This is a genomic window from Nocardia sp. NPDC051052 (genome assembly GCF_044456045.1).
Lineage (GTDB): Bacteria > Actinomycetota > Actinomycetes > Mycobacteriales > Mycobacteriaceae > Nocardia.
The window spans coordinates 331,826-351,841 of the sequence record NZ_JBITFL010000004.1 but is presented as its reverse complement, the minus strand read 5'-3'; the positions used below and the strand labels follow the sequence as shown (position 1 = coordinate 351,841).

The 20,016-nt window shown below is 68.4% G+C and carries 14 protein-coding genes; 3 read left to right on the top strand and 11 right to left on the bottom strand.

Annotated elements, in window-relative coordinates; all coding sequences use genetic code 11:
• Window position 1 precedes the first annotated feature (1 nt).
• The 8 genes from ACIBCN_RS15555 to ftsY form a co-directional block, all read right to left on the bottom strand.
• Window positions 2–985, bottom strand: coding sequence for an LLM class F420-dependent oxidoreductase (locus ACIBCN_RS15555; RefSeq protein WP_396992210.1), 984 nt, complete (start codon window positions 983–985; stop codon window positions 2–4).
• A 129-nt stretch (window positions 986–1,114) separates the two neighbouring features.
• Window positions 1,115–2,209: an amidohydrolase family protein gene (locus ACIBCN_RS15550; RefSeq protein ID WP_396992209.1), complete on the bottom strand. Its 1,095-nt coding sequence runs from the start codon at window positions 2,207–2,209 to the stop codon at window positions 1,115–1,117.
• A gap of 304 nt (window positions 2,210–2,513) precedes the next feature.
• Complete coding sequence (gene ffh / locus ACIBCN_RS15545; RefSeq protein WP_396992208.1) at window positions 2,514–4,079, bottom strand: signal recognition particle protein; 1,566 nt, start codon at window positions 4,077–4,079, stop codon at window positions 2,514–2,516.
• A gap of 183 nt (window positions 4,080–4,262) precedes the next feature.
• Window positions 4,263–4,577 (bottom strand): hypothetical protein, encoded by a 315-nt coding sequence (locus tag ACIBCN_RS15540; protein WP_357378324.1) that lies wholly within the window; start codon window positions 4,575–4,577, stop codon window positions 4,263–4,265.
• Between the two features lie 118 nt (window positions 4,578–4,695).
• Entirely contained in the window at window positions 4,696–7,176 is a 2,481-nt protein-coding gene (locus ACIBCN_RS15535) for a [protein-PII] uridylyltransferase (protein ID WP_396992207.1), read from the bottom strand.
• Between the two features lie 65 nt (window positions 7,177–7,241).
• Window positions 7,242–7,580 (bottom strand): P-II family nitrogen regulator, encoded by a 339-nt coding sequence (locus ACIBCN_RS15530; RefSeq protein WP_040737447.1) that lies wholly within the window; start codon window positions 7,578–7,580, stop codon window positions 7,242–7,244.
• Between the two features lie 5 nt (window positions 7,581–7,585).
• Window positions 7,586–8,965, bottom strand: a complete 1,380-nt coding sequence (locus tag ACIBCN_RS15525) for an ammonium transporter (RefSeq protein WP_396992206.1) — start codon at window positions 8,963–8,965, stop codon at window positions 7,586–7,588.
• A gap of 405 nt (window positions 8,966–9,370) precedes the next feature.
• Complete coding sequence (gene ftsY / locus ACIBCN_RS15520) at window positions 9,371–10,966, bottom strand: signal recognition particle-docking protein FtsY (protein ID WP_396992205.1); 1,596 nt, start codon at window positions 10,964–10,966, stop codon at window positions 9,371–9,373.
• Between the two features lie 119 nt (window positions 10,967–11,085).
• Between ftsY and ACIBCN_RS15515 the strand changes: the two genes are divergently transcribed.
• The gene (locus ACIBCN_RS15515; protein WP_396992204.1) at window positions 11,086–11,475 is read left to right on the top strand and encodes a DUF2237 family protein; all 390 of its coding nucleotides are present in this window, start codon (window positions 11,086–11,088) and stop codon (window positions 11,473–11,475) included.
• Between the two features lie 255 nt (window positions 11,476–11,730).
• Here ACIBCN_RS15515 and ACIBCN_RS15510 read toward each other — a convergent pair whose 3' ends face one another.
• The gene (locus ACIBCN_RS15510) at window positions 11,731–12,504 is read right to left on the bottom strand and encodes a TetR/AcrR family transcriptional regulator (RefSeq protein ID WP_396992203.1); all 774 of its coding nucleotides are present in this window, start codon (window positions 12,502–12,504) and stop codon (window positions 11,731–11,733) included.
• Window positions 12,505–12,609: 105 nt separating this feature from the next.
• Between ACIBCN_RS15510 and ACIBCN_RS15505 the strand changes: the two genes are divergently transcribed.
• Window positions 12,610–13,533, top strand: coding sequence for an NmrA family NAD(P)-binding protein (locus ACIBCN_RS15505; RefSeq protein WP_396992202.1), 924 nt, complete (start codon window positions 12,610–12,612; stop codon window positions 13,531–13,533).
• 33 nt (window positions 13,534–13,566) lie between these two features.
• Here ACIBCN_RS15505 and smc read toward each other — a convergent pair whose 3' ends face one another.
• Window positions 13,567–17,187, bottom strand: a complete 3,621-nt coding sequence (gene smc, locus ACIBCN_RS15500) for a chromosome segregation protein SMC (protein ID WP_396992201.1) — start codon at window positions 17,185–17,187, stop codon at window positions 13,567–13,569.
• A 557-nt stretch (window positions 17,188–17,744) separates the two neighbouring features.
• Here smc and ACIBCN_RS15495 point away from each other — a divergent pair.
• Window positions 17,745–19,562: a hypothetical protein gene (locus ACIBCN_RS15495; RefSeq protein WP_396992200.1), complete on the top strand. Its 1,818-nt coding sequence runs from the start codon at window positions 17,745–17,747 to the stop codon at window positions 19,560–19,562.
• Between the two features lie 16 nt (window positions 19,563–19,578).
• On the opposite strand, the gene ACIBCN_RS15490 is transcribed toward ACIBCN_RS15495, so the two are convergent.
• Entirely contained in the window at window positions 19,579–20,004 is a 426-nt protein-coding gene (locus ACIBCN_RS15490; protein WP_396992199.1) for a DUF1707 domain-containing protein, read from the bottom strand.
• Window positions 20,005–20,016 lie beyond the last annotated feature (12 nt).

The following is a 20,016-nucleotide window of genomic DNA, read 5'->3' as shown; positions in this document are numbered from 1 at the left end:
ATCAACGGACCAGCGGAGCGAGCGTGCGTCCGGCGAGATCGACCGCGCCGGACTGATGTCCGTTGGTGATCATGTTGACGATGATGCCCTGCACGCCGTGGTCGAGGACCCTGGTCTGCAACTGCTCGGCAACCTCATCGGGCGAGCCGGCGAATTGCCGATCGGCGATGCTCTCCTTGCGTTCTTCCTCGGAGAGCGCGTCCACATCGACGCCGATGCCGCGCAGCATGTCCCGCTGTTCCTTGCGCGCTTGATCGCCGTCCTCGTCGACCATCAGGAAGCACAGGTAACTGACCTCCAAGGTGGACGGATCGCGGCCGACTTCGGCACAGCGCTGGTGCAGTGCCGCCATCTTTTTCGGCAGTTCCGAGGCATTGCAGATGATGTTGAGATGGTCGGCGAAGCGGGCGGCCAACGCGAAGGTCTTCTTCTCGCCCGACCCGCCGAGCAGGATCGGCAGATCGTCACGCAGCCGAGGCTCGTTGATCGCGTTGTCGGTGTGATACCACTTGCCGTCGAAGGTGGCGTGCTTGCCGCGCAGCATCGGCTGGATGATCTGCAACGCCTCGTCGAGGCGCTCGAAACGATCGGTGAAGGTACCGAATTCGAAGCCATAGGACTGATGCTCCAGCTCGAACCACCCCGCCCCGATGCCGAGTATCGCGCGACCCGCACTGACCAGATCGAGCGTGGTAACGGTCTTCGCGAGCAACGCCGGATTACGATAGGTATTACCGGTCACCAAGGCGGACAACTGAATTCGCTCAGTAGCCGCGGCAATCCCGGACAACGCGGTATAGGCCTCCAACATCGGATCTTCCGGCGTACCGATACCAGGCAACTGATAGAAATGATCCATCACGAACACGGTGTCGAACCCCGCCGCCTCAGCCTCCCTGGCCTGCGCGACCACCGTCGGAAACAGCTCGGAAACCGGCTGTCCATAGCTGAAGTTAGGCATCTGATAACCGAGACGAATGCTCATACCGCCCGACGATACGCGCGCCCGCCGTACGCAAAATCCGCACCCTCACTCGGGATCCGCACCGAGAATAGGGCCCTAGAGCGAGTGCGGATCCCGAGTGAGGGTGCGGATCTTCGGTGCGTTGGCGCGTTAGCGGTGGGCGGTGACGGGGGTGTGGCGGGGGTAGAGGCGGCCGCGCAGGATTACGGCGTAGGGGGTGGTCAGGATCTCGGGGGTGGTGCGGGGGTCTTGTTGGTAGACGACGAAGTCTGCGGGGGCGCCGGGTTCGATGGTGGGGTGGCCTAGCCAGGTTCGGGCGTTCCAGGAGGCGGCGCCCAGGGCGTCGTGGGGGGACAGGCCCGCCGTGGATAGGGCGGTGATTTCGTCGGCGATGCGGCCGTGGCGGATGGAGCCGCCCGCGTCGGTGCCCGCGAAGATAGGGACGCCCGCGTCATGGGCGTTGGCGACGGTGCCGCGGACGCGGCGGTGCAGGTCGCGCATGTGCGCGGCGTAGGTGGGGAATTTGCCTGCGCTGTCGGCGATTTCGGGGAAGGTGTCGATGTTGACCAGGGTGGGCACGAGGGCGGTGCCGTGTTCGACCATCATCTCGATGGTGTCGTCGGTGAGGCCGGTGCCGTGCTCGAGGCAGTCGATGCCCGCGTCGATCAGGCCGGGGAGCGCGTCCTCGCCGAAGACGTGCGCGGTGACCCGGGCGCCGTTGGCGTGCGCGGCGTCGATGGCCTCCTTGAGGATGGCGTCGCTCCAGAGCGGCCGCAGGTCGCCGGCGGAGCGGTCGATCCAGTCACCGACGATCTTCACCCACCCGTCGCCGAAGCGGGCCTGCTCGGCGACGATCTCCGGCAGATCGCGTTCGTCGTCGAGTTCGATGCCGAGCTCGCGGATGTAGCGCCGGGGGCGGGCGATATGACGGCCCGCACGGATGATCCTGGGCAGTTCCGCATGATCGTCGATGAACCGGGTGTCGATCGGCGACCCGGCGTCGCGCAAGAGCAGCGCGCCCACGTCTCGTTCGGTCTCGGCCTGCGCGATCGCCCCGTCCCGATCCTCGTCTCCCCCGCCATATCGGATCCCGACATGGCAATGCGCGTCGACCAGTCCCGGCACGATCCACCCTGTGCGACACAGTGTTTCAGCACCCGGAACCGGCTCGAACGACACCAGCCCATCCCGCACCCAAAGGTCGCGGACTTCCTCCCCAGGGAGAACCACACCCCGCAGATGCACTGTTCCGCCTCTCCGCGACTTCAGGCCAGGCCTAGGTGCCGCATTGGTGTCGTTGGCGGCCGACGGCAACGAGGGGGTAGGTCAGCCGGTCCCCGACGAGTTACCCATGTGCTCGTGAAATCAGTCGTCACCTCGCCGATCCGACGATAACAGCCTCCGCATTTCACCTGCATGACAGCGCGACCGCGCGAAGTCGCCACTGTCCCGAACGGCGGCAGTCCAGCACGATGCCGCGTACCGACCCGCTCGCCGCGCACGAAACAGCTGGCGAATTCGTGCGCGGCGAACAAGTCCCGCGGTGGGATTACTTCTTGGGGAACTTCAGCTTGGAGATGTCGAAACCTTCGAGGCCGGGGGGCAACTGGTCCAGGCCGGCGGGCATGTTCGAGATGTCCGGCATTCCGGCGGGGAGACCGGGCATGCCCGCGGGCATGCCTGGCAGACCACCGCGCACCTTCGGCGGTGTCGGCCCGCGGCCGCCCTTCTTGCCCTTCTTGCCTTTTTTGTTGTTGCCGCGGCGGGAGCCGGGCATGCCCATTTGGCGGCCCATCATCGCCATCATCTTCTTGGCCTCGAAGAACCGGTCGACGAGCTGGTTGACCTCGGAGACCTGGACGCCGGAACCGTTGGCGATGCGCAGCCGGCGGGAGGCGTTGATGATCTTCGGGTTGTCTCGTTCGGCGGGGGTCATGCCGCGGATGATGGCCTGCACCCGGTCCAGCGACTTGTCGTCGACGGCGGCGAGGGCGTCCTTCATCTGGCCCGCGCCGGGCAGCATGCCGAGCAGGTTGCCGATCGGGCCCATCTTGCGGATGGCGAGCATCTGATCGAGGAAGTCCTCGAGCGTCATCTCGCCGCTGCCGATCTTGCGGGCGGCTTCCTCGGCCTGTTCCTGGTCGTAGATCTGCTCGGCCTGCTCGATCAGGCTGAGTACGTCGCCCATGCCGAGGATGCGGCTGGCCATCCGGTCCGGGTGGAAGACGTCGAAGTCTTCGAGCTTCTCACCGGTGGAGGCGAACATGATCGGCGCGCCGGTCACCTCGCGCACCGACAGCGCCGCACCACCGCGGGCGTCGCCGTCGAGCTTGGTGAGCACGACGCCGGTGAAGCCGACGCCGTCGCGGAAGGCCTGCGCGGTGGCGACCGCGTCCTGACCGATCATCGCGTCGAGCACGAACAGCGTCTCGTCCGGCTGCACGGCGTCGCGGATGCCCGCGGCCTGCCGCATCAGTTCTTCATCGATGCCGAGTCGGCCGGCGGTGTCGACGATGACCACGTCGTACTGCTTGGCGCGAGCCTCTTCGATACCGCCGCGGGCGACCTCGACCGGGTCGGCGGCGCTGACGCCGAGCGCGTTCTCGCCGCCGCCGATGGAGGTGCCGCCGTGCGGCGCGAACACGGGCACACCCGCGCGCTCGCCGACCACCTGCAGCTGGGTGACCGCGCCGGGGCGCTGCAGGTCACAGGCCACCAGCAACGGCTGATGTCCTTGTCCCTTCAGCCATTTGGCGAGCTTGCCCGCGAGGGTCGTCTTACCGGCACCCTGCAGACCGGCGAGCATGATCACGGTCGGCGGGTTCTTGGCCAGGGTGAGCCTGCGGGTCTCGCCGCCGAGGATCCCGACGAGTTCCTCGTTGACGATCTTGACAACCTGCTGCGCGGGATTCAGCGCCGCGGAGACCTCGGCGCCCTTGGCGCGCTCCTTGATTCGGTTGATGAAACCGCGCACCACCGGCAGCGCGACGTCGGCCTCGAGCAGGGCAAGCCGGATCTCACGACAGGTGGCGTCGATGTCGGCCGGTGACAGACGCCCCTTACCACGCAGATCCTTGAGGGCACCGGTAAGCCGGTCGGACAGGGATTCGAACACCGATCGCGCTCCTGATCTCGGGGGACGTCAATTGCCTCCCAGGGTAATGGGATAGCCGACATGTCTGTGCACGGGGCGGCCTCGCCCATTCACGGCTCGCAAGCGCTCCCTACGGAACGCACGGGAAAGCGACCGGGGCATTTCGCTTCCCGGTCGCTGTATTTCCCACGCTGACAACAGGTCTTATTCCAGCGAACGGCGACGCGGTTTGGCGGTCTTGCGGTAGTCGTGATTTTCCTTGGCCACCATGTACACCGCCTCGCGGGCGGTCAAGCCCAGTTCCAGTGCCAGGTCGTCGAGGATGGCCCATTCCGTGGTGGTGGGGATGCGTGAGTTGGCGACCGTGGAGGCGATGGTCATGGCGGTCACAGCCTGCTGTCCGGTCAATGTCCGACCGGGTAGCCAGGAAACAACCCAGCGATCCCCGCCGACGCACCGCGCCATATGCGTGGTTTCGTCGCTCGTCATCATCGACGCCGAAACAACTTCAATTGCCACCGACGTGCTCCCCTCATGCTAGCGATAGCCAGACGCTCTGATACTAGAACGTGAGGGAGCCTCGAGATATGGGTTCCAGCAAATCATGTGCAACAGATTGGTTACTTGGTAGCGAAGGTCAGGACCCGATGATCTCCGGCCCCGGCATGCCGTCCGCGGGCTTCTTCGGTGCCGGGCGCGGGACGACGGCCAGGATCGCCTTTTCGATGTCCGTCCTGCGGTCCGGGCTGTCCGCGGCGCCGAGGTCGAGGCAGAAGGTGTCGACGACCGCGGACCCCATGGTGACCACCTTCGCCCAGCGGACATCGGCACCGCAGCCCGCCAAGGCGGCCGCGAGTCTGCTCAGCACTCCGATCCGGTCCTCGGCCCGCAGTTCCAGCAGCACCTGCCCGGGCACCGAGGTATCTGACCAGAGCACCCGGGGCTGCGCCTGCGCGTATTGGCTCGGCCCCAGGCCGCCCGCCTCGCCTTCGCGTTTCGTGAGCACAGCGGGAACGTTCAGGTCACCGGCGATGGCGCGAATCAGTTCCTGACGCAACAATCCCGCATCCGGCGGGTCACCGAACTTCGGGGTCACCACGAAAGTGTCGATGGCGGAATCACCTTCGACGCCGAGCGAGGCCGAGAGCACACGTAGCGAGTGCAGCGCGAGCACCCCGGCGGCATCGGAGAGCAGGCCTGCGCTGTCCGGCGCGATCACGGTGACCGTGTAGATGTACTTGCCCTCCCCCGGCTTCAGCTCGACGTGCACGCCGCCCGCCTTGGCCTTGTCGACCAGTTCCGGCGCGATCGGTTCCGGCGTCGGCAGCTCGCCGCCCGCCATGACCAGGCGGCAGCGCCGGACGAGGTCGCCGATCAGCGAGGCTTTCCAGTCGCCCCACACACCGGGACCGGTGGCCAGCGAATCGGCCTCGGCCAGGCTGTGCAGCAGTTCGAGAAGTTCGGGATCGCCGCCGAGCGCGTCGACGACGTGCTGGACGGTGGCGGGGTCGGCCAGGTCGCGGCGGGTCGCGGTGTCGGGGAGTAGCAGGTGGTGGCGCACGATGGCGCTGAGGGTGCGCACGTCGGACGGCCACAGGCCGAGGCGGCGGCCGATGTGGGTGGCCAGTTCGGCACCGACGACGCTGTGGTCGCCCGCGCGCCCCTTGCCGATGTCGTGCAGCAGCGCGCCAAGGGCGAGCAGATCCGGCCGCGCGACCCGGGTGCTCATCGCGCTGGCGTAGGACACCGTCTCCATCAGATGACGATCGACGGTCCAGGTGTGCAGTGCGTCGCGTGGCGGCAGATCCCGCACCGCTCCCCATTCCGGAAGTAGCCTGCCCCACAGGCCCGTTCGATCGAGCGCCTCGATCGCATCGATGGCACCGCGCCCCGCGCCGAGCAGCACGAGCAGGTCGTTGAGCGCGTCCTTGGGCCACGGCTCGCGTAGCTCGGGCGCGTCTTCGGATAGTCGGTTGAGGGTGGTGGCCGACATCGGCAGCCCCGTCTGTGCCGACGCGGCCGCCACCCGCAGGATGAGGCCGGGGTCGCGCTGCGGCCGCGCATCCCTGGCCAGCACCACCTCCCCCGCGTGCTCGACCACCCCCTCATCGAGTGGTCGGCGCACGGGCATCCGACGGAGGCGGGCCAGCCCGCGGCGCGGCAAAGCGTTTGCCGCGGTACGCAATCCGACATCCACCGAGTAGCTCACCGTCCGCGCGGAATCACTCAGGGTGCGGGCAAGATCGAACCGGTCACCGATGCGCAGCGCCGCCCCGATCTCGTCGGCATCCTGGGCTCGTAGCTGGTCACGGGCTCGACCGGCCACCCGGTGCAGCTCGGTGCGAACGTCCAGCAAACGTCGATGTGCTTGTTTCAGGCCACCTCCCGGCACGTCCGGGCCGAGTCCCGGCATGGCATCGGTCAATTGGGCGATGGCGAGGGCATCGAGCAACTGGATGTCGCGCAGTCCGCCGCGCCCGTTCTTCAAATCGGGTTCGGCGCGATGCGCGATCTCGCCGCTGCGCTGCCAGCGCGCCTCGGCCTGGGCGATCAGCTCGTCGAACCGGGACCGGATGCCGGTCCGCCACTCCCGGCGCACCCCGCCGATCAGCAGGTTGCTCAGGTCGTGATCGCCGACGATGTGCCTGGCCTCGAGCATGCCGAGCGCGGCGATCAGGTCGTCGGCGGCCACCCGCAGCGCCTGCGGGACGGTCCGCACGCTGTGGTCGAGCTTGATGTGGGCGTCCCACAGCGGGTACCAGAGCTGGTCGGCGACCTCGGCGACCCTGGCCGGGTCGACATCGTCGTGCAGCAGCACCAGGTCGAGATCGGAGTACGGCAGCATCTCCCGGCGGCCGAGCCCGCCGACGGCGACCACGGCGAGGCCGCTGTCCTTGGTGATGCCTAGTTCGGTGCCCTTGCTGGTAAGCCACAGCTCGTAGAGGTCGACGAGGGCCTGCCGTAAGGACTCGGCATCGAGTCGTGGGTTGCGCGGCATACCGCCGTCGAGCAGTTGGGTTCGCGCGCGGACCAGATCGGCCGCGCCATTGGATACCTTGCCGCCGTTGGCCGCTCTGCCGTCGTGCTCGTTACTACCCACAACCCACCACCCATCCATACGCCGCGGCCCCGCCCCGACCGGTGCTCCGGTGGGAGGCGGGGCCGCCACTCGATCGATCTTCGTTACAGAGCGTCGGTACCGCGTTCGCCGGTCCGCACCCGGATGATCGTGTCGACCGGAGTCACCCAGACCTTGCCGTCACCGATCTTGCCGGTGCGGGAGGCCTCGACGATCACCTCGACGACCTTGTCCACGGACGCGTCGTCGACGACCACCTCGACCCGAACCTTGGGCACGAAATCCACGGAGTACTCGGCACCGCGGTAGACCTCGGTGTGCCCCTTCTGGCGGCCGTAACCCTGCACTTCGCTGACAGTCATGCCGAGCACGCCCGCCTGCTCGAGCCCGGTTTTGACGTCCTCGAGTGTGAACGGTTTGACGATTGCGGTGATCAGTTTCATGTTCGTCATGCCTCCTTGACGGCCGAACGTGCCGTGCTGCCCAGCGCGGCGAAATCGTAGGCGGTTTCCGCGTGCTCGGACTCGTCCAAGCCCACCGCCTCGGCCTCGTCGCTGACTCGCAGCCCAATGGTGAACTTCACGATATAGGCAATGATCAGGCTGGCGATGAAGGAGAAGGCAAGTACCGCACCGGCACCCACCGCCTGCCGCCACAGCTGATCGACGCCGCCGCCATAGAACAGGCCGGTCTTGCCCGCGCCCGCCTCCGGCGCGGCGACCAGGCCGACCATCAGGGTGCCGACGATGCCGCCGACCAAGTGCACGCCGACCACGTCGAGCGAGTCATCGAAACCGAACTTGAACTTCAGGCCCACGGCCAGGGCGCACAGCGCGCCGGCGACCGCACCGATGATCAGCGCGCCGAGCACGTTCACCGAGGAGCAGGACGGGGTGATGGCGACCAGACCGGCCACGACACCCGAGGCCGCGCCGAGCGAGGTCGGCTTGCCGTCCCGGAACTTCTCCACCAGCAGCCAGCCGAGCATGCCCGCGCAGGTCGCGAAGGTGGTGGTGAGGAAGGTCGAACCGGCCAGGCCGCCCGAGGTGACCGCGGAACCCGCGTTGAAGCCGAACCAGCCGAACCACAGCAGACCGGCGCCGAGCATGACGAACGGCAGGTTGTGCGGGCGGAACGCGGTGGTCGGCCAGCCCTTGCGCTTGCCGAGGACGAGCACCAGCGCGAGACCGGCCGCACCGGCGTTGATGTGCACCGCGGTGCCACCGGCGAAGTCGACCGCGAGCAGCTTGTTCGCGATCCAGCCGCCCTCGTGCACGACGGTGCCGTCCGCGTCCTTCACGTCGAAGTCGAAGACCCAGTGCGCGACCGGGAAGTAGACCACCGTGGCCCAGATGCCCGCGAAGAGCAGCCAGGAGCCGAACTTGAGGCGGTCGGCGACCGCACCCGAGATGAGGGCAACCGTGATGATGGCGAACATCAGCTGGAAGGCGACGAACACACTCATCGGAATGGTGCCCGCGAGGGGAATGTTCGCCGCCGCGGTGGTCACCGCGCCGCTGGCGTCCTTGACCTCGGCGACCGAGTTGCCACCGATCAGACCCTTCAGTCCGAAGAACTGCGCGGGGTCACCGATCACGCCGAACTTGTTGTCGCCGAATGCCGTCGAGTATCCGTACAGCGACCATAGGACGCCGATCAATCCCATGGCACCGACACTCATCATGATCATGTTCAGCACGTTCTTCGAACGGACCATGCCGCCGTAGAAAAATGCCAGACCGGGCGTCATCAACAACACAAGCGCTGAACTCGCCAGCATCCATGCGGTGTCACCAGTGTCCGGTGCACCGGTAAGGGGAAAAGCCACCTTGAAGTCCTCCTCATCTCGGGCCCTGCCGACTCCGGCAAATGGACCTGCACAGAAGGGTGCTCACTTGGTGTTTCATCCACAGAGCTGGCGTGTTTCGCCTGCGTGAACGGATAGGCCAGTTGTGTTGCTTCCACGTTTCGTGGCTTACGCCCCGAGTTTCCGGGCGGACCGGCGGCTAGCTCCGGACAAAAGGGATATGCGGTTACCGGCGAGTAGAGCTAGCAAACATTCCGTTTGCGGTGCCTTTCACCGCAAACACAACGGATACCAACTCGAATTTCACCACGCACTCGAATAGCTCGAAATCATCCCACCTAATACGGCCATACCCGAACCGACCGAAGGCGCCCTTCATACTGTCGGGAAGTGCGAAGGGCGCCTTCGGTCGGACTGTATTCAGGCCTAGCCGAGTAGGGCGTCCACGAAGGCGCCCGGTTCGAAGGGGGCGAGGTCGTCGGCGCCCTCGCCGAGGCCGACCAGCTTCACCGGGACGCCGAGTTCGTGCTGGACCTGGAAGACGATGCCGCCCTTGGCCGTTCCATCGAGCTTGGTGAGCACCACGCCGGTGATGTCGACCACCTCGGCGAACACCCGCGCCTGCATCAGGCCGTTCTGGCCGACGGTGGCGTCGAGCACCAGCAGCACCTCGTCGACGGCGGCCTTCTTCTCCACCACCCGCTTGACCTTGCCGAGCTCGTCCATCAGGCCGGTCTTGGTGTGCAGGCGGCCCGCGGTATCGATCATCACCACGTCGACGCCGCGGTCGATGCCCGCGCTGACCGCGTCGAACGCGACGGCGGCCGGGTCGGCGGATTCCTTGCCGCGGATGGTGTCGGCGCCGACCCGCTCACCCCAGGTCTGCAGCTGGTCGGCGGCGGCGGCACGGAAGGTGTCGGCCGCACCGAGCAGCACGCGGCGGCCGTCGGCGACGAGCACGCGGGCGAGTTTGCCGGTGGTGGTGGTCTTTCCAGTGCCGTTGACGCCGACGACGAGCAGGATCGACGGGTGGTCGGCGTGCGGCAGCGCGCGGATCGAGCGGTCGAGCTCGGGGCGCAGCGCCTCGATCAGTACGTCGCGCAGCACCGCGCGGGCGTCGTCGGTGGTGCGCACGCTGCGCGAGGCCATCTCCTCGCGCAGCCGCTTGACCACGGCGGCGGTGCTCGCGGTGCCGAGGTCGGCGAGCACCAGGGTGTCTTCTACCTCTTCCCACGAGTCGTCGTCGAGGTCGCCGCCGCCGAGCAGGCCGAGCAGGCTCTTGCCGACCGCGTTCTGGGAGCGGGACAGGCGGCCGCGCAGGCGGACGAGGCGGCCCGCGGTGGGGTCGATGTCTTCGAGGGGAATGGGGGCTTCGGCGCCGGCGGCGGTGTCGGGGGCGGCCGTCGCGGGCGGGGCCGCATCCGTTCCGCTCAGCGGGGCGGATGCTCCGGCCGGGGCCGCGCCCGTCTGAGGCGCACTCGTTGTGGTGGGAGCTGTGCCCGGCTCGGCCGAGGTCGATTCAGAAGACGCATTCTCCGACTCGGCGGGCGCGGTGCCGGATTCGGCGGGCGCGGTACCGGATTCAGCGGATGCGGTGCCGGATTCAGCCGGGGTAGTCGTACCCGTCGCTACGGACCCCGCGTCCGTTCCCGTCGGCGCGGCCGCCACGTCCGTGCTGGATTCGGTGTCCGGCACCTCGACGACGTCGGTCTCCGGCAGCGCGACATTCGTGATGCCGCGCTTCGGTGCGTCACGCGGGATGGCCGCGTCGTCACCGACGTGCGGCTGGCCGTCGGTGTCGGTCCGCTCGACCGGCTGCGGCTCCTTGGTCGCGGTGCCGCCCTGGGTGAAGCTGAAACCACCCGACGCCGAGTAACCACCGGACTTGTCGGTCAGTTCTTGGTCGGCGGGCGGCGGCGTCAGCGAGACCCGGGAGCGCTTGTACCGGACAAATCCGACAACAAGCACCACCAGCAGCAAGGCGGCGACGACGGCGATCAGGATCCAGGCTTCGGAACTCACGCGCCCATCCTTGCAGAACGAAGCGACCTGCTTTACCACGCCGCCCCGGGGCCGAGACACAACCCCCGAGATTTCTTGTCCTGCGGAACTTCTCGCACGGTGGCAATAGGATCGGCGACGTGACCGATCGAAACGTGCTTGGGGGGCCGCTGGAAGAGTGCGGCGCCGATCCTCTCACCGGCTTCTACCGGGACGGCTGCTGCAGCACCGGGCCGGAGGATCTCGGTAGCCACACCGTGTGCACCGTCGTCACGGCCGAATTCCTGGAACATCAGGCGTCCATCGGCAACGATCTCAGTACGCCGCGCCCGGAGAACAACTTCCCGGGCCTACAACCAGGAGACCGGTGGTGCGTGGTGGCCGTGCGATGGCTGCACGCGCATGAGGACGGTGTCGCCGCACCAGTGGTGCTGGCCGCAACGCACGAAAACGCCCTGGAAGTGATCTCGATGGACATCCTCCGCAAATACGCCGTCGACGTGCCCAACGACGTCAGCGACCTGTTGTAAACCGCCCATCCCCGGCGGCAGCCCGTGGCGCGAGCCGCGGCTGCCGACCGGCCCTGTCCACCCCCGCCCGTCTATGCCACGTCCAGTTTCGACCCCCGTCGCTTTTGCGCCATCCGATCTCCCCCTCGCACAATGAGATTCAGATCACTCTGCCGCCGCGCTCGTTGCCGTGAATTTGCATGTCCCTTAAGATCCGTGCCCACCGCGGGCGCCCAAACGGGTATCCCAGCCGCAGGCGCGGCAGTTGTCCACGGCTCATGCGCGCCGGGCGGCGGTGCGCTGGCGGTGCGCTTTCTGGCGGCAGGCCGCCGAGCAGTAGCGCGGGCGACGGCCGGTTCCGGTGTGCCGAACCGTCGAGTCGCAGACGGGGCAGTGCCGCTCGCCGGTTTCGTTACGTTCCGACAATTCGTTACGCGCATTGGCTTCCGCGACAGGATTCGTTATGCCCGGCGTGGCGCGCATGGCGTCGAGGACGATCGCGGCAGTGCGGTCGAGCTGCCCTTTGGACTGCTGAAGACGTTGGATGGCAACGCATCCGGTGAAGATGGCCAGCACATCGGACACCTCGATATCGGCGCGCACCGCGCCCTGGCGCTGCGCGGCCAGCAGCAGCGCACCCAACGCCCGATGGAAGCGCGCACCCGCGCTCATCAGCAAGGCGCGCGGCCAGCCGTCGTCGGATTGCACCAGTTCGCACAGCGCCTCGTTGCCGGGCGTCGACGCCACCACCTCGGTGCAGAAACCGAAGAACGCGGCACCGGGGTCGGGCGCGTCGAGGTGGTCGGCGGCGAGCTTGGCCAGCCGATCGACGCGCTGCTGCATAACCGCTTCCAGCAGATCGAATTTCGTCGGGAAGTGCCGATAGACGGTACCCGCGCCGACCCCGGCCCGACGGGCCACCTCGGCCAGCGACACCGAGGCGCCGTGCTCGGCGAACGCCCGCTGCGCGGCGGCAAGTACCAGTGCGCGATTTCGCCTGGCATCGGCTCGTGCCGCGGTGTTCGGCGCGGCGTCGACTGAAGCGGTCATTTCGTTACGGCCTTCCCTTGCCTGACCTGGTCAACCGGGTCATGGCACCCGTATGGTCGGAAATACGGGTTGTCCGACCCGATTCTATCGACAGAGAAGGCACGCATGTCCCCTCAGCACAACCTCGTCCTGGTCACCGGAGCCACCGGCAAGCAGGGCGGCGCGACCGCCCGCAGGCTGCTCGCGGATGGCCGGGCGGTGCGGGCGCTGGTCCGCGACCCACACGCACCCGCCGCGCGAACGTTGGCCGCCGCGGGCGCGGAACTAGCCGTCGGCGACTTCGACACCCCCGACACTTTGCCCGCCGCACTCGCCGGTGTCACAGCGCTTTTCGCGGTGCCACCGGCCGCGCACGGCCCGCGGGGCTGGGATGCCGACCTCGAGGCGCAACGCGGCGAGGCACTGGTCGACGCGGCCCGCCGAGCGGGCGTCGAACAGATCGTGTTCACCGGCATCGCCTCGTTCCACGGCGACGGCGACAACACCTGGGGCGCCAGTGGTAAGAACCGCATCGAGGCCGCCATCGCGGCCAGCGGCACCCGCTACACCCTGCTGCGCCCAGTCCGCTTTATGGAGAACTACCTGATGCGCGGCTTCCCGGTCGACGGCATCGTCGACGGCGTGCACCGGCATCTTTTCCCCGCCGATCAGCCGATGAAAGTCATTGCCCTGGCCGACATCGCCGCCATCGCCGCGCTGGCCTTCGCCGACCCGGATCGATTGCACGGCAAGACCCTCGAACTCGCGGGCGATGCCGTGACCCCCTCCAGCGCGGCCGAGGCGATCACCAACGCCACCGGCCACCCGGTCCACTACCAGGAACTCGACGAGGCGGCCGCCGCCGAACTCGGCGACTCGATCGCCCGCACCTGGCGCCTGATGCGCGCGACCGGCGGTTGGCGCGCCGACATCGCCGCCCTCCGCGAGATCCACCCCGCCTTGCGCACCTTCGACGCCTGGCTCGCCGAAACCGGTGCCGCCCAGATCAAGTCGTTGCTGGACAGCGACCAGGTCAGCGCGGCACCCTGACGCCACCCGCGCACCTGGCGGCGGGTGTGCGGCTCAGCTGGCGGCGGCACCCACCGGGGCCGTGTTCTGGCCGCGCAGACGCTGCGAGATGACCTGGGTGATGCCGTCGCCGCGCATGCTGACGCCGTAGAGGGCGTCGGCGATCTCCATGGTCGGCTTCTGGTGGGTGATGACGATCAGCTGGCTCTTCTCGCGCAGCTGCTCGAACAGGCCGATCAGGCGGCGCAGGTTGGTGTCGTCGAGCGCGGCCTCGACCTCGTCCATCACATAGAACGGGGACGGGCGGGCGCGGAAGATGGCCACCAGCAAGGCCACCGCGGTGAGCGACTTCTCGCCACCGGACAGCAGCGACAGCCGCTTGACCTTCTTGCCAGGCGGCCGCGCCTCCACCTCGATGCCGGTGGTGAGCATGTCGGACGGGTCGGTGAGGATCAGCCTGCCCTCGCCGCCGGGGAACAGCTTGGCGAAGACGCCGACGAACTCGCGCTCGACGTCCTCCCAGGCCTCGGTGAATACCTGCAGGATCCTGGCGTCCACCTCGGCGACCACGTCCAGCAGGTCCTTGCGCGCGCTCTTGACGTCTTCGAGCTGGGTGGCGAGGAAGTTGTAGCGCTCCTCGAGCGCGGCGAACTCTTCCAGCGCAAGGGGATTCACCTTGCCGAGGGTGGTGAGGTCCTTCTCGGCGCGTTTGGCGCGGCGTTCCTGGGTCGGCCGGTCGTAGGGCATCGGCGCGGGCGCGGTGACCTGTTCGCCGCGCTCCTTGGCCTGCTCGTACTCCTGCCATTCCAGGTCGGTCGGCGGCAACGGCACGTCGGGGCCGTACTCGGCGATCAGGTCGCTGAGCGCGATGCCGAACTGCTCGGAGATGGTCGTCTCGAGCTGCTCGATGCGCAGCGCCGCTTGGGCTTTCGCCACCTCGTCGCGATGCACCGCGTCGGTGAGCTGGGCAAGTTGGGTGGACAGCGCGCGCACCCGCTCCTTGACCTGCTCCACCTGGGCGGCGGCTTCGCCACGGCGGCGGACCAGGTCGTCGCGGCGGGCACCCGCCTCGGCGACCACCTTTTCCAGCTCCGCGGCAACGCGGGCACCGGATTCCGCCACTGCCGCAGCGACTTCGGCCGCCTTCTTACGCGAGGCCTGGGCCCGTTCGGCGCGGGCACGGGTCTCGCGTTCGGCGCGCGCGGCCCGGCGCAGCGAATCCGCCTTGCCACGAACGGATTCCGCGCGTTCCTCGGCGGTGCGCACCGAGAGCCGCGCCTCCACCTCCATCGACCGCGCCTCGGCCAGCGCGGCGGCGGCCTCTTCGCGCTCGCGGCCGGCGGTCTCGGTGCCCGCTGAGGTGCCGTCGGAGTCGATTTCGGTCTGTTCGAGTTCGGCGTTGCGCAGCCGGTCTTCGATTTCGGCGAGCGAGGTGAGCGATTCTTCCCGGCTCGCTTCGGTTTCCGTGCGCTGGGCGAGCAGTCGCTCGCTGTCGGCTTGCGCGGTGCGGGCCGTGTGGCCGAGCCTGCCGAGCCGGTCGTAGATGGCGACCAGGGACTGATCGGATTCGTGCAGCGCCAGCAGTGCCTGGTCGACGGCTTCCTTGCGATCGGCCTGCTCGGCGAGCGCGCCGGACAGTGCCGCCTCGAGTTCCTCGGCCCGGCGTTGCGCCGCGACCAGGTCGGTTTTGGCGCCGTCGATGTCGGCCTGGATCTCCAGCTGGCTCGGCGCGCGGTCGGATCCGCCGAGGAGCCAACCGGTTCCGGTGAGGTCGCCCTCGCGGGTGACCACCCGCAGGTCCGGCCGGGCCGCCACCACCGCCCTGGCCGCGGCCAGGTTGTCGGCGACGGCGATGCCCGCGGTCAACGCCGTGATCGCGCCGCGCACGCTGTCCGGGCACTCCACCACGTCGGCGAGCCAGCGCGCGGCATCCGGCAGCGAGCCGAGCTGCGGACGGCCGACACTCTCGGCACCGAATACCAGCGCGGCACGCCCGCCGTCGGCATCCTTCAACGCGCGGATGGCGTCGTGCGCCGACGCACCGGTGTCCGCCGCGACGGCATCGGCGAGCGGACCGAGCGCGGCGGCGACCGCGGCCTCGAACCCGCCGTGCACCCGCAACAGTCCGGACAGCGGTCCGAGCAGACCCTGCGATCGGTGCTCCACCAGCCAGGCGGCACCGTCGCGGCGGGCGAGTCCCATGCCGAGCGCCTCGATCCGCGCCGACAGCGACGCGACCCGCTTGCTCGCCTCGCGATCCTGTTCGCGCAGTTCGGTCACCCGCTGATCGGCCAGCGCGAGCGCCTGCGTCGCGTGCTCGTGCTGCGCGTCCAGGCCCGCCTCACCGGCGTCGAGTTCGCTGAGTTCGGTCTGCACCGTGTCGAATTCGGCCTGCGCGGCCTCGCCGCGCTGCCTGGCGTCGGCGATCGAGGTGGTCAGCCGGGAGATCTCGCCGTCGAAGGACTGTGCCCTGGTGCGCAGCGTGTCGACCTTGCCGACCAGCCGCGCCACGCCTTCGCGGCGATCCGCGATCGCGCGCACCGCGGCCAGGTGTGCCTGCTCGGCGGCCTTGGCGGCGTGCTCGCGTTCGCCCAGCGCGTCCCTGGCCGCTTCGAGGGTCTCGGTCGCGATCTCGACCGCCTCGCGCAGCTCGGCCTCCTCGGCCTCCACCCGCTCGGCCTCGGCCTCCAGCTGCTCCGGGTCGCGGCCGCTGCCGACCGGCGTTTCGGTGTGGAGGTGCCGGGCGCGATCCTGCGCGATCCGGATGGTCGCGTTGACCCGCTCGGCCAGCGCGGACAGCTGGAACCAGATCTGCGCGGCCGCCTCGGCGCTCGGCGTCAGCCGGGACAGCTGGAATTCCTGCTGCGCCAGTGCGGCATTGGCGGCGTCGAGTTCGCTGTGCACGTTGATGTGCTGCTCGCGGGCGTAGGCTTCCTTGCTCTGCTGGCTCTCCAGTTCGCCCCGGCGGGTCACCAGGTCGTCGGCCGCCAGGCGCATCCGCGCGTCACGCAGGTCGGCCTGCACGGTCTGCGCGCGCCGAGCCACCTCGGCCTGCCTGCCGAGCGGCTTGAGCTGGCGGCGCAGTTCGGTGGTGAGGTCGGTGAGGCGAGCCAGGTTGGCCTGCATGGCGTCCAGCTTGCGGACCGCCTTCTCTTTGCGCTTGCGGTGCTTGAGCACGCCCGCGGCCTCTTCGATGAACGCGCGCCGATCCTCCGGGCGCGATTCCAGAATGGCCGAGAGCTGACCCTGCCCGACGATGACGTGCATCTCGCGGCCGATGCCGGAGTCGCTGAGCAGTTCCTGCACATCCATCAGCCGGCAGGAGCTGCCGTTGATCTCGTATTCGCCGGCGCCGTCACGGAACATCCGCCGGGTGATGGACACCTCGGCGTAGTCGATCGGCAGCGCGCCGTCGGAGTTGTCGATGGTGAGGGTGACCTCGGCGCGGCCGAGCGGCGCGCGGCCCGCGGTGCCCGCGAAGATCACGTCCTGCATCTTGCCGCCGCGCAGCGCCTTCGCGCCCTGCTCGCCCATGACCCAGGTCAACGCGTCGACCACGTTGGACTTGCCGGACCCGTTCGGACCGACCACACACGTGATACCCGGCTCCAACCGCAGCGTCGTCGCGGACGCGAAGGACTTGAAGCCCTTCAACGTCAGGCTCTTGAGATGCAAGTTCGACGACCTTTCCGTGTTGGATCGGCGACCTTCGCCGCCCCACCGTGGTGACGCACGCTGCCTCTCGGCATGCCGAACGCTCACGTCACCGGTTCCGATGGGTGGCCTTCGCCGGTTCCGCGCGCCTACCCGTCGCGCATGCTCCCGTGTTCTGCCTGGTCAGCTGACGCGGGCGACCAGCCATGGTATCCGCCGAGTGTCGAATACCCCCGACGCGGGACGCCCAACGCGGACCGTATGGTGCTTCGGCGATACACGTAGGTTATCGAGTCATCCCGCGATATCGGGTATTTCGATGTGCCCGAGGTTTGCCGGACGCGTCGTCCTACTGTCTACCGCACCGGATCCGGCGCGGCGACCGACGCGCCCACCACACGCAGGACCATAGCGCGCCCAGACAGGGAACGTTGATGCCCGCAGGTAACGAACTCGAGACCTCAGCGGAACCTTTACACCAATAGACCGACGGACTCGCCGCACGCCCTGCCGCCCGGCGACGTCGCCGCATACGATCCAGTCTGATTCGCCAGCGGGAATGTTTGGAGCGCCACAGGATGCCAGCCCCAGCCGGGACCAGTACGGCGTTACGGCTTGCCCGAATCGCCGCGCTCGTGCTCGGCTGCCTGTTGTTTCTATACGCGTGTGAGAACAGCAAGAGTGCCTTGTTGGCGGACAAGTGGATCGAGGTCGCGATCGCGGGGGCGTTGTTGGCGGCCGGGCTCGGTGCGGCGTGGTTCGAGGTCAAGCTGACCGACTATCGCGAGTACGACGACGAGGAACCTCAGCCGGAGCGGGCGGGTATTCGCGGAGGTCCTGCGGACGGCCGCGGCAAAACCCATAGCCGCGAACGCAAAAGCCGATGGATACCGGCCGTGCTCCGCGCCGACGACGAACCCCACACCGGGGCGCACGAGTTCCTGGTCGAGTCCGAGGGCTGGTCGATGCGCGCGAAGATCGCGCGCTCCGGCGACCTCGTCTTCCACGGCCACGATCTGGGTGGCACCTACCCCGCCTACGAATGGATGTGGGTCTTCCACCCCGACACCTTCGCCGAGATCCGCGCCGCCCTCGGCGATGACGAGGGTGAGATCCTCGAACTGCTCGAAGAGGTTGTCCCGCAACTGGATCGGCACGGCCGCCACGACCCCGGCGCTTGGCTGCGCACCCACGACATCCCGGCGACCTATCGCGAGAAGGGCGTGAGCGCGACTCAGGAAACGCGCGAACTCCCGGTCATGCAACCCGGTCTCCCCCGTCCGACTCCTCGACGCGACGAGCCGGTTTCGGCGCGGTCGCACCGAAACGAGCTGCCGTCCAACCGCTCCCGTCGCGAACAGCGCAATGCCGACCTGCGGGACGAAGAGTCGGCCCCCATCCAGACTGCGCCCGCACGCTCGCGGCGAGATCCGGTCGCGCCCTCTAGATCCCGACACGAAGACGCGGAGCCGACGCGGTCGCCATACGACGAACCAGAACCCGCACGCGCACGACGAGATCCCCTCGCCCCCTCCAGATCCCGACACCAAGACCCCGAACCGACCCGGTCGACACACGACGAACCGGCACCCGCGCGCTGGCCTGTCGCCGCGCAAACACGCTGGTCGCCCGAAGACTTCGGGCCCGCGCGTTCACCGTATGAGGACGCCGCTGCTACCCCGACGCGCGATCAACCGGAACCGACACGCGCGCAGTGGCAATCCTCGGCACGCTCGTCGTATGAAGACTTCGGGCCTACCCAGTCACCGTATGAGCCCCCGGCTCAGACGGCGTGGGAGGACGAGCCCGCACCGCACCACGAGGACCCCGCACCGCATTGGCCGGTCCGGGACGAGAACACACGGCCTCCGCTCGAGCGCCGCAGACGGTCACAGTCGGCCCAGGACGATTCCGCACCCGCACAGTCGCCGCACGAGGACCCGGCTGACGCTTGGGCACGACGCCGCCGGCTCGATGCCATCCAGGCACAACTCGAGCAACCCTCGCTCGCCGCACCGGAGCAGCCGTCGCGGGCATATCGCAGGGAACCCGCACAGCCGCAGTATGATTCGCGGCACGGCGACCCCGATGAATTCCTGCCACGACAGCGCAGAGGCGGTTCGGCCGTGCCGCACGATTATGCGGAAGCTGGCCGATACGAGCATCTTTCACCGCCCCGGCAACGCTCCGAGCCGTCCTGGCCGGAGCGCTCCATGCCACGTCCGCGGCAGGCTCCGCGCGAACAGCCCGACGACTATCCCCGGTCATGGACCGACCAGCCCGCCGAGTACGACGAGTCGCCGCCCGCGCGCCGCCGCCGGTCGACCCCGCCGCCGAATGCCGCGGGCTCGGGCCGCCACGCGACATCGCACAGCGCTACGCCGCCTTGGCCGTAGGCGGTCGCGACCGCCGTCAGCCCATGTGACGTGAATACCGGCCGGACTCGAATCCGGTCAGCATCCGGAACACCAGCACCGCGCCCCACGGCCCGATCACCCAGATCGGCCACGGGTAGGTGAATTCGCCGACGCTCAGCGAGATCGCGCCCCAGATGAACAGGACGAGCACGCTCACGCCGAGCCAGCTCGAACCTTCGATCTTCTGCCAAATCGGCATGCGCGGACGCGAATCCGCCTTGCCCGCAGACTCTTTCGGCAGTTTGGGCAGATCCGACAGCACCAGCTGCAGATCGTCGGTGGTGGTGGTCGCGTACACCTGCGCGGTGCGCTGGTCGTACTCGGCGAGGTCGATCCGCCCATCCTCCATGTGCCTGGCGAGCAGGCGCACCACTTTCTCACGTTCGGCGTTCGAAGCGCGGGTACCAGTCGAGATTTCCATTGCAGTTCCCTG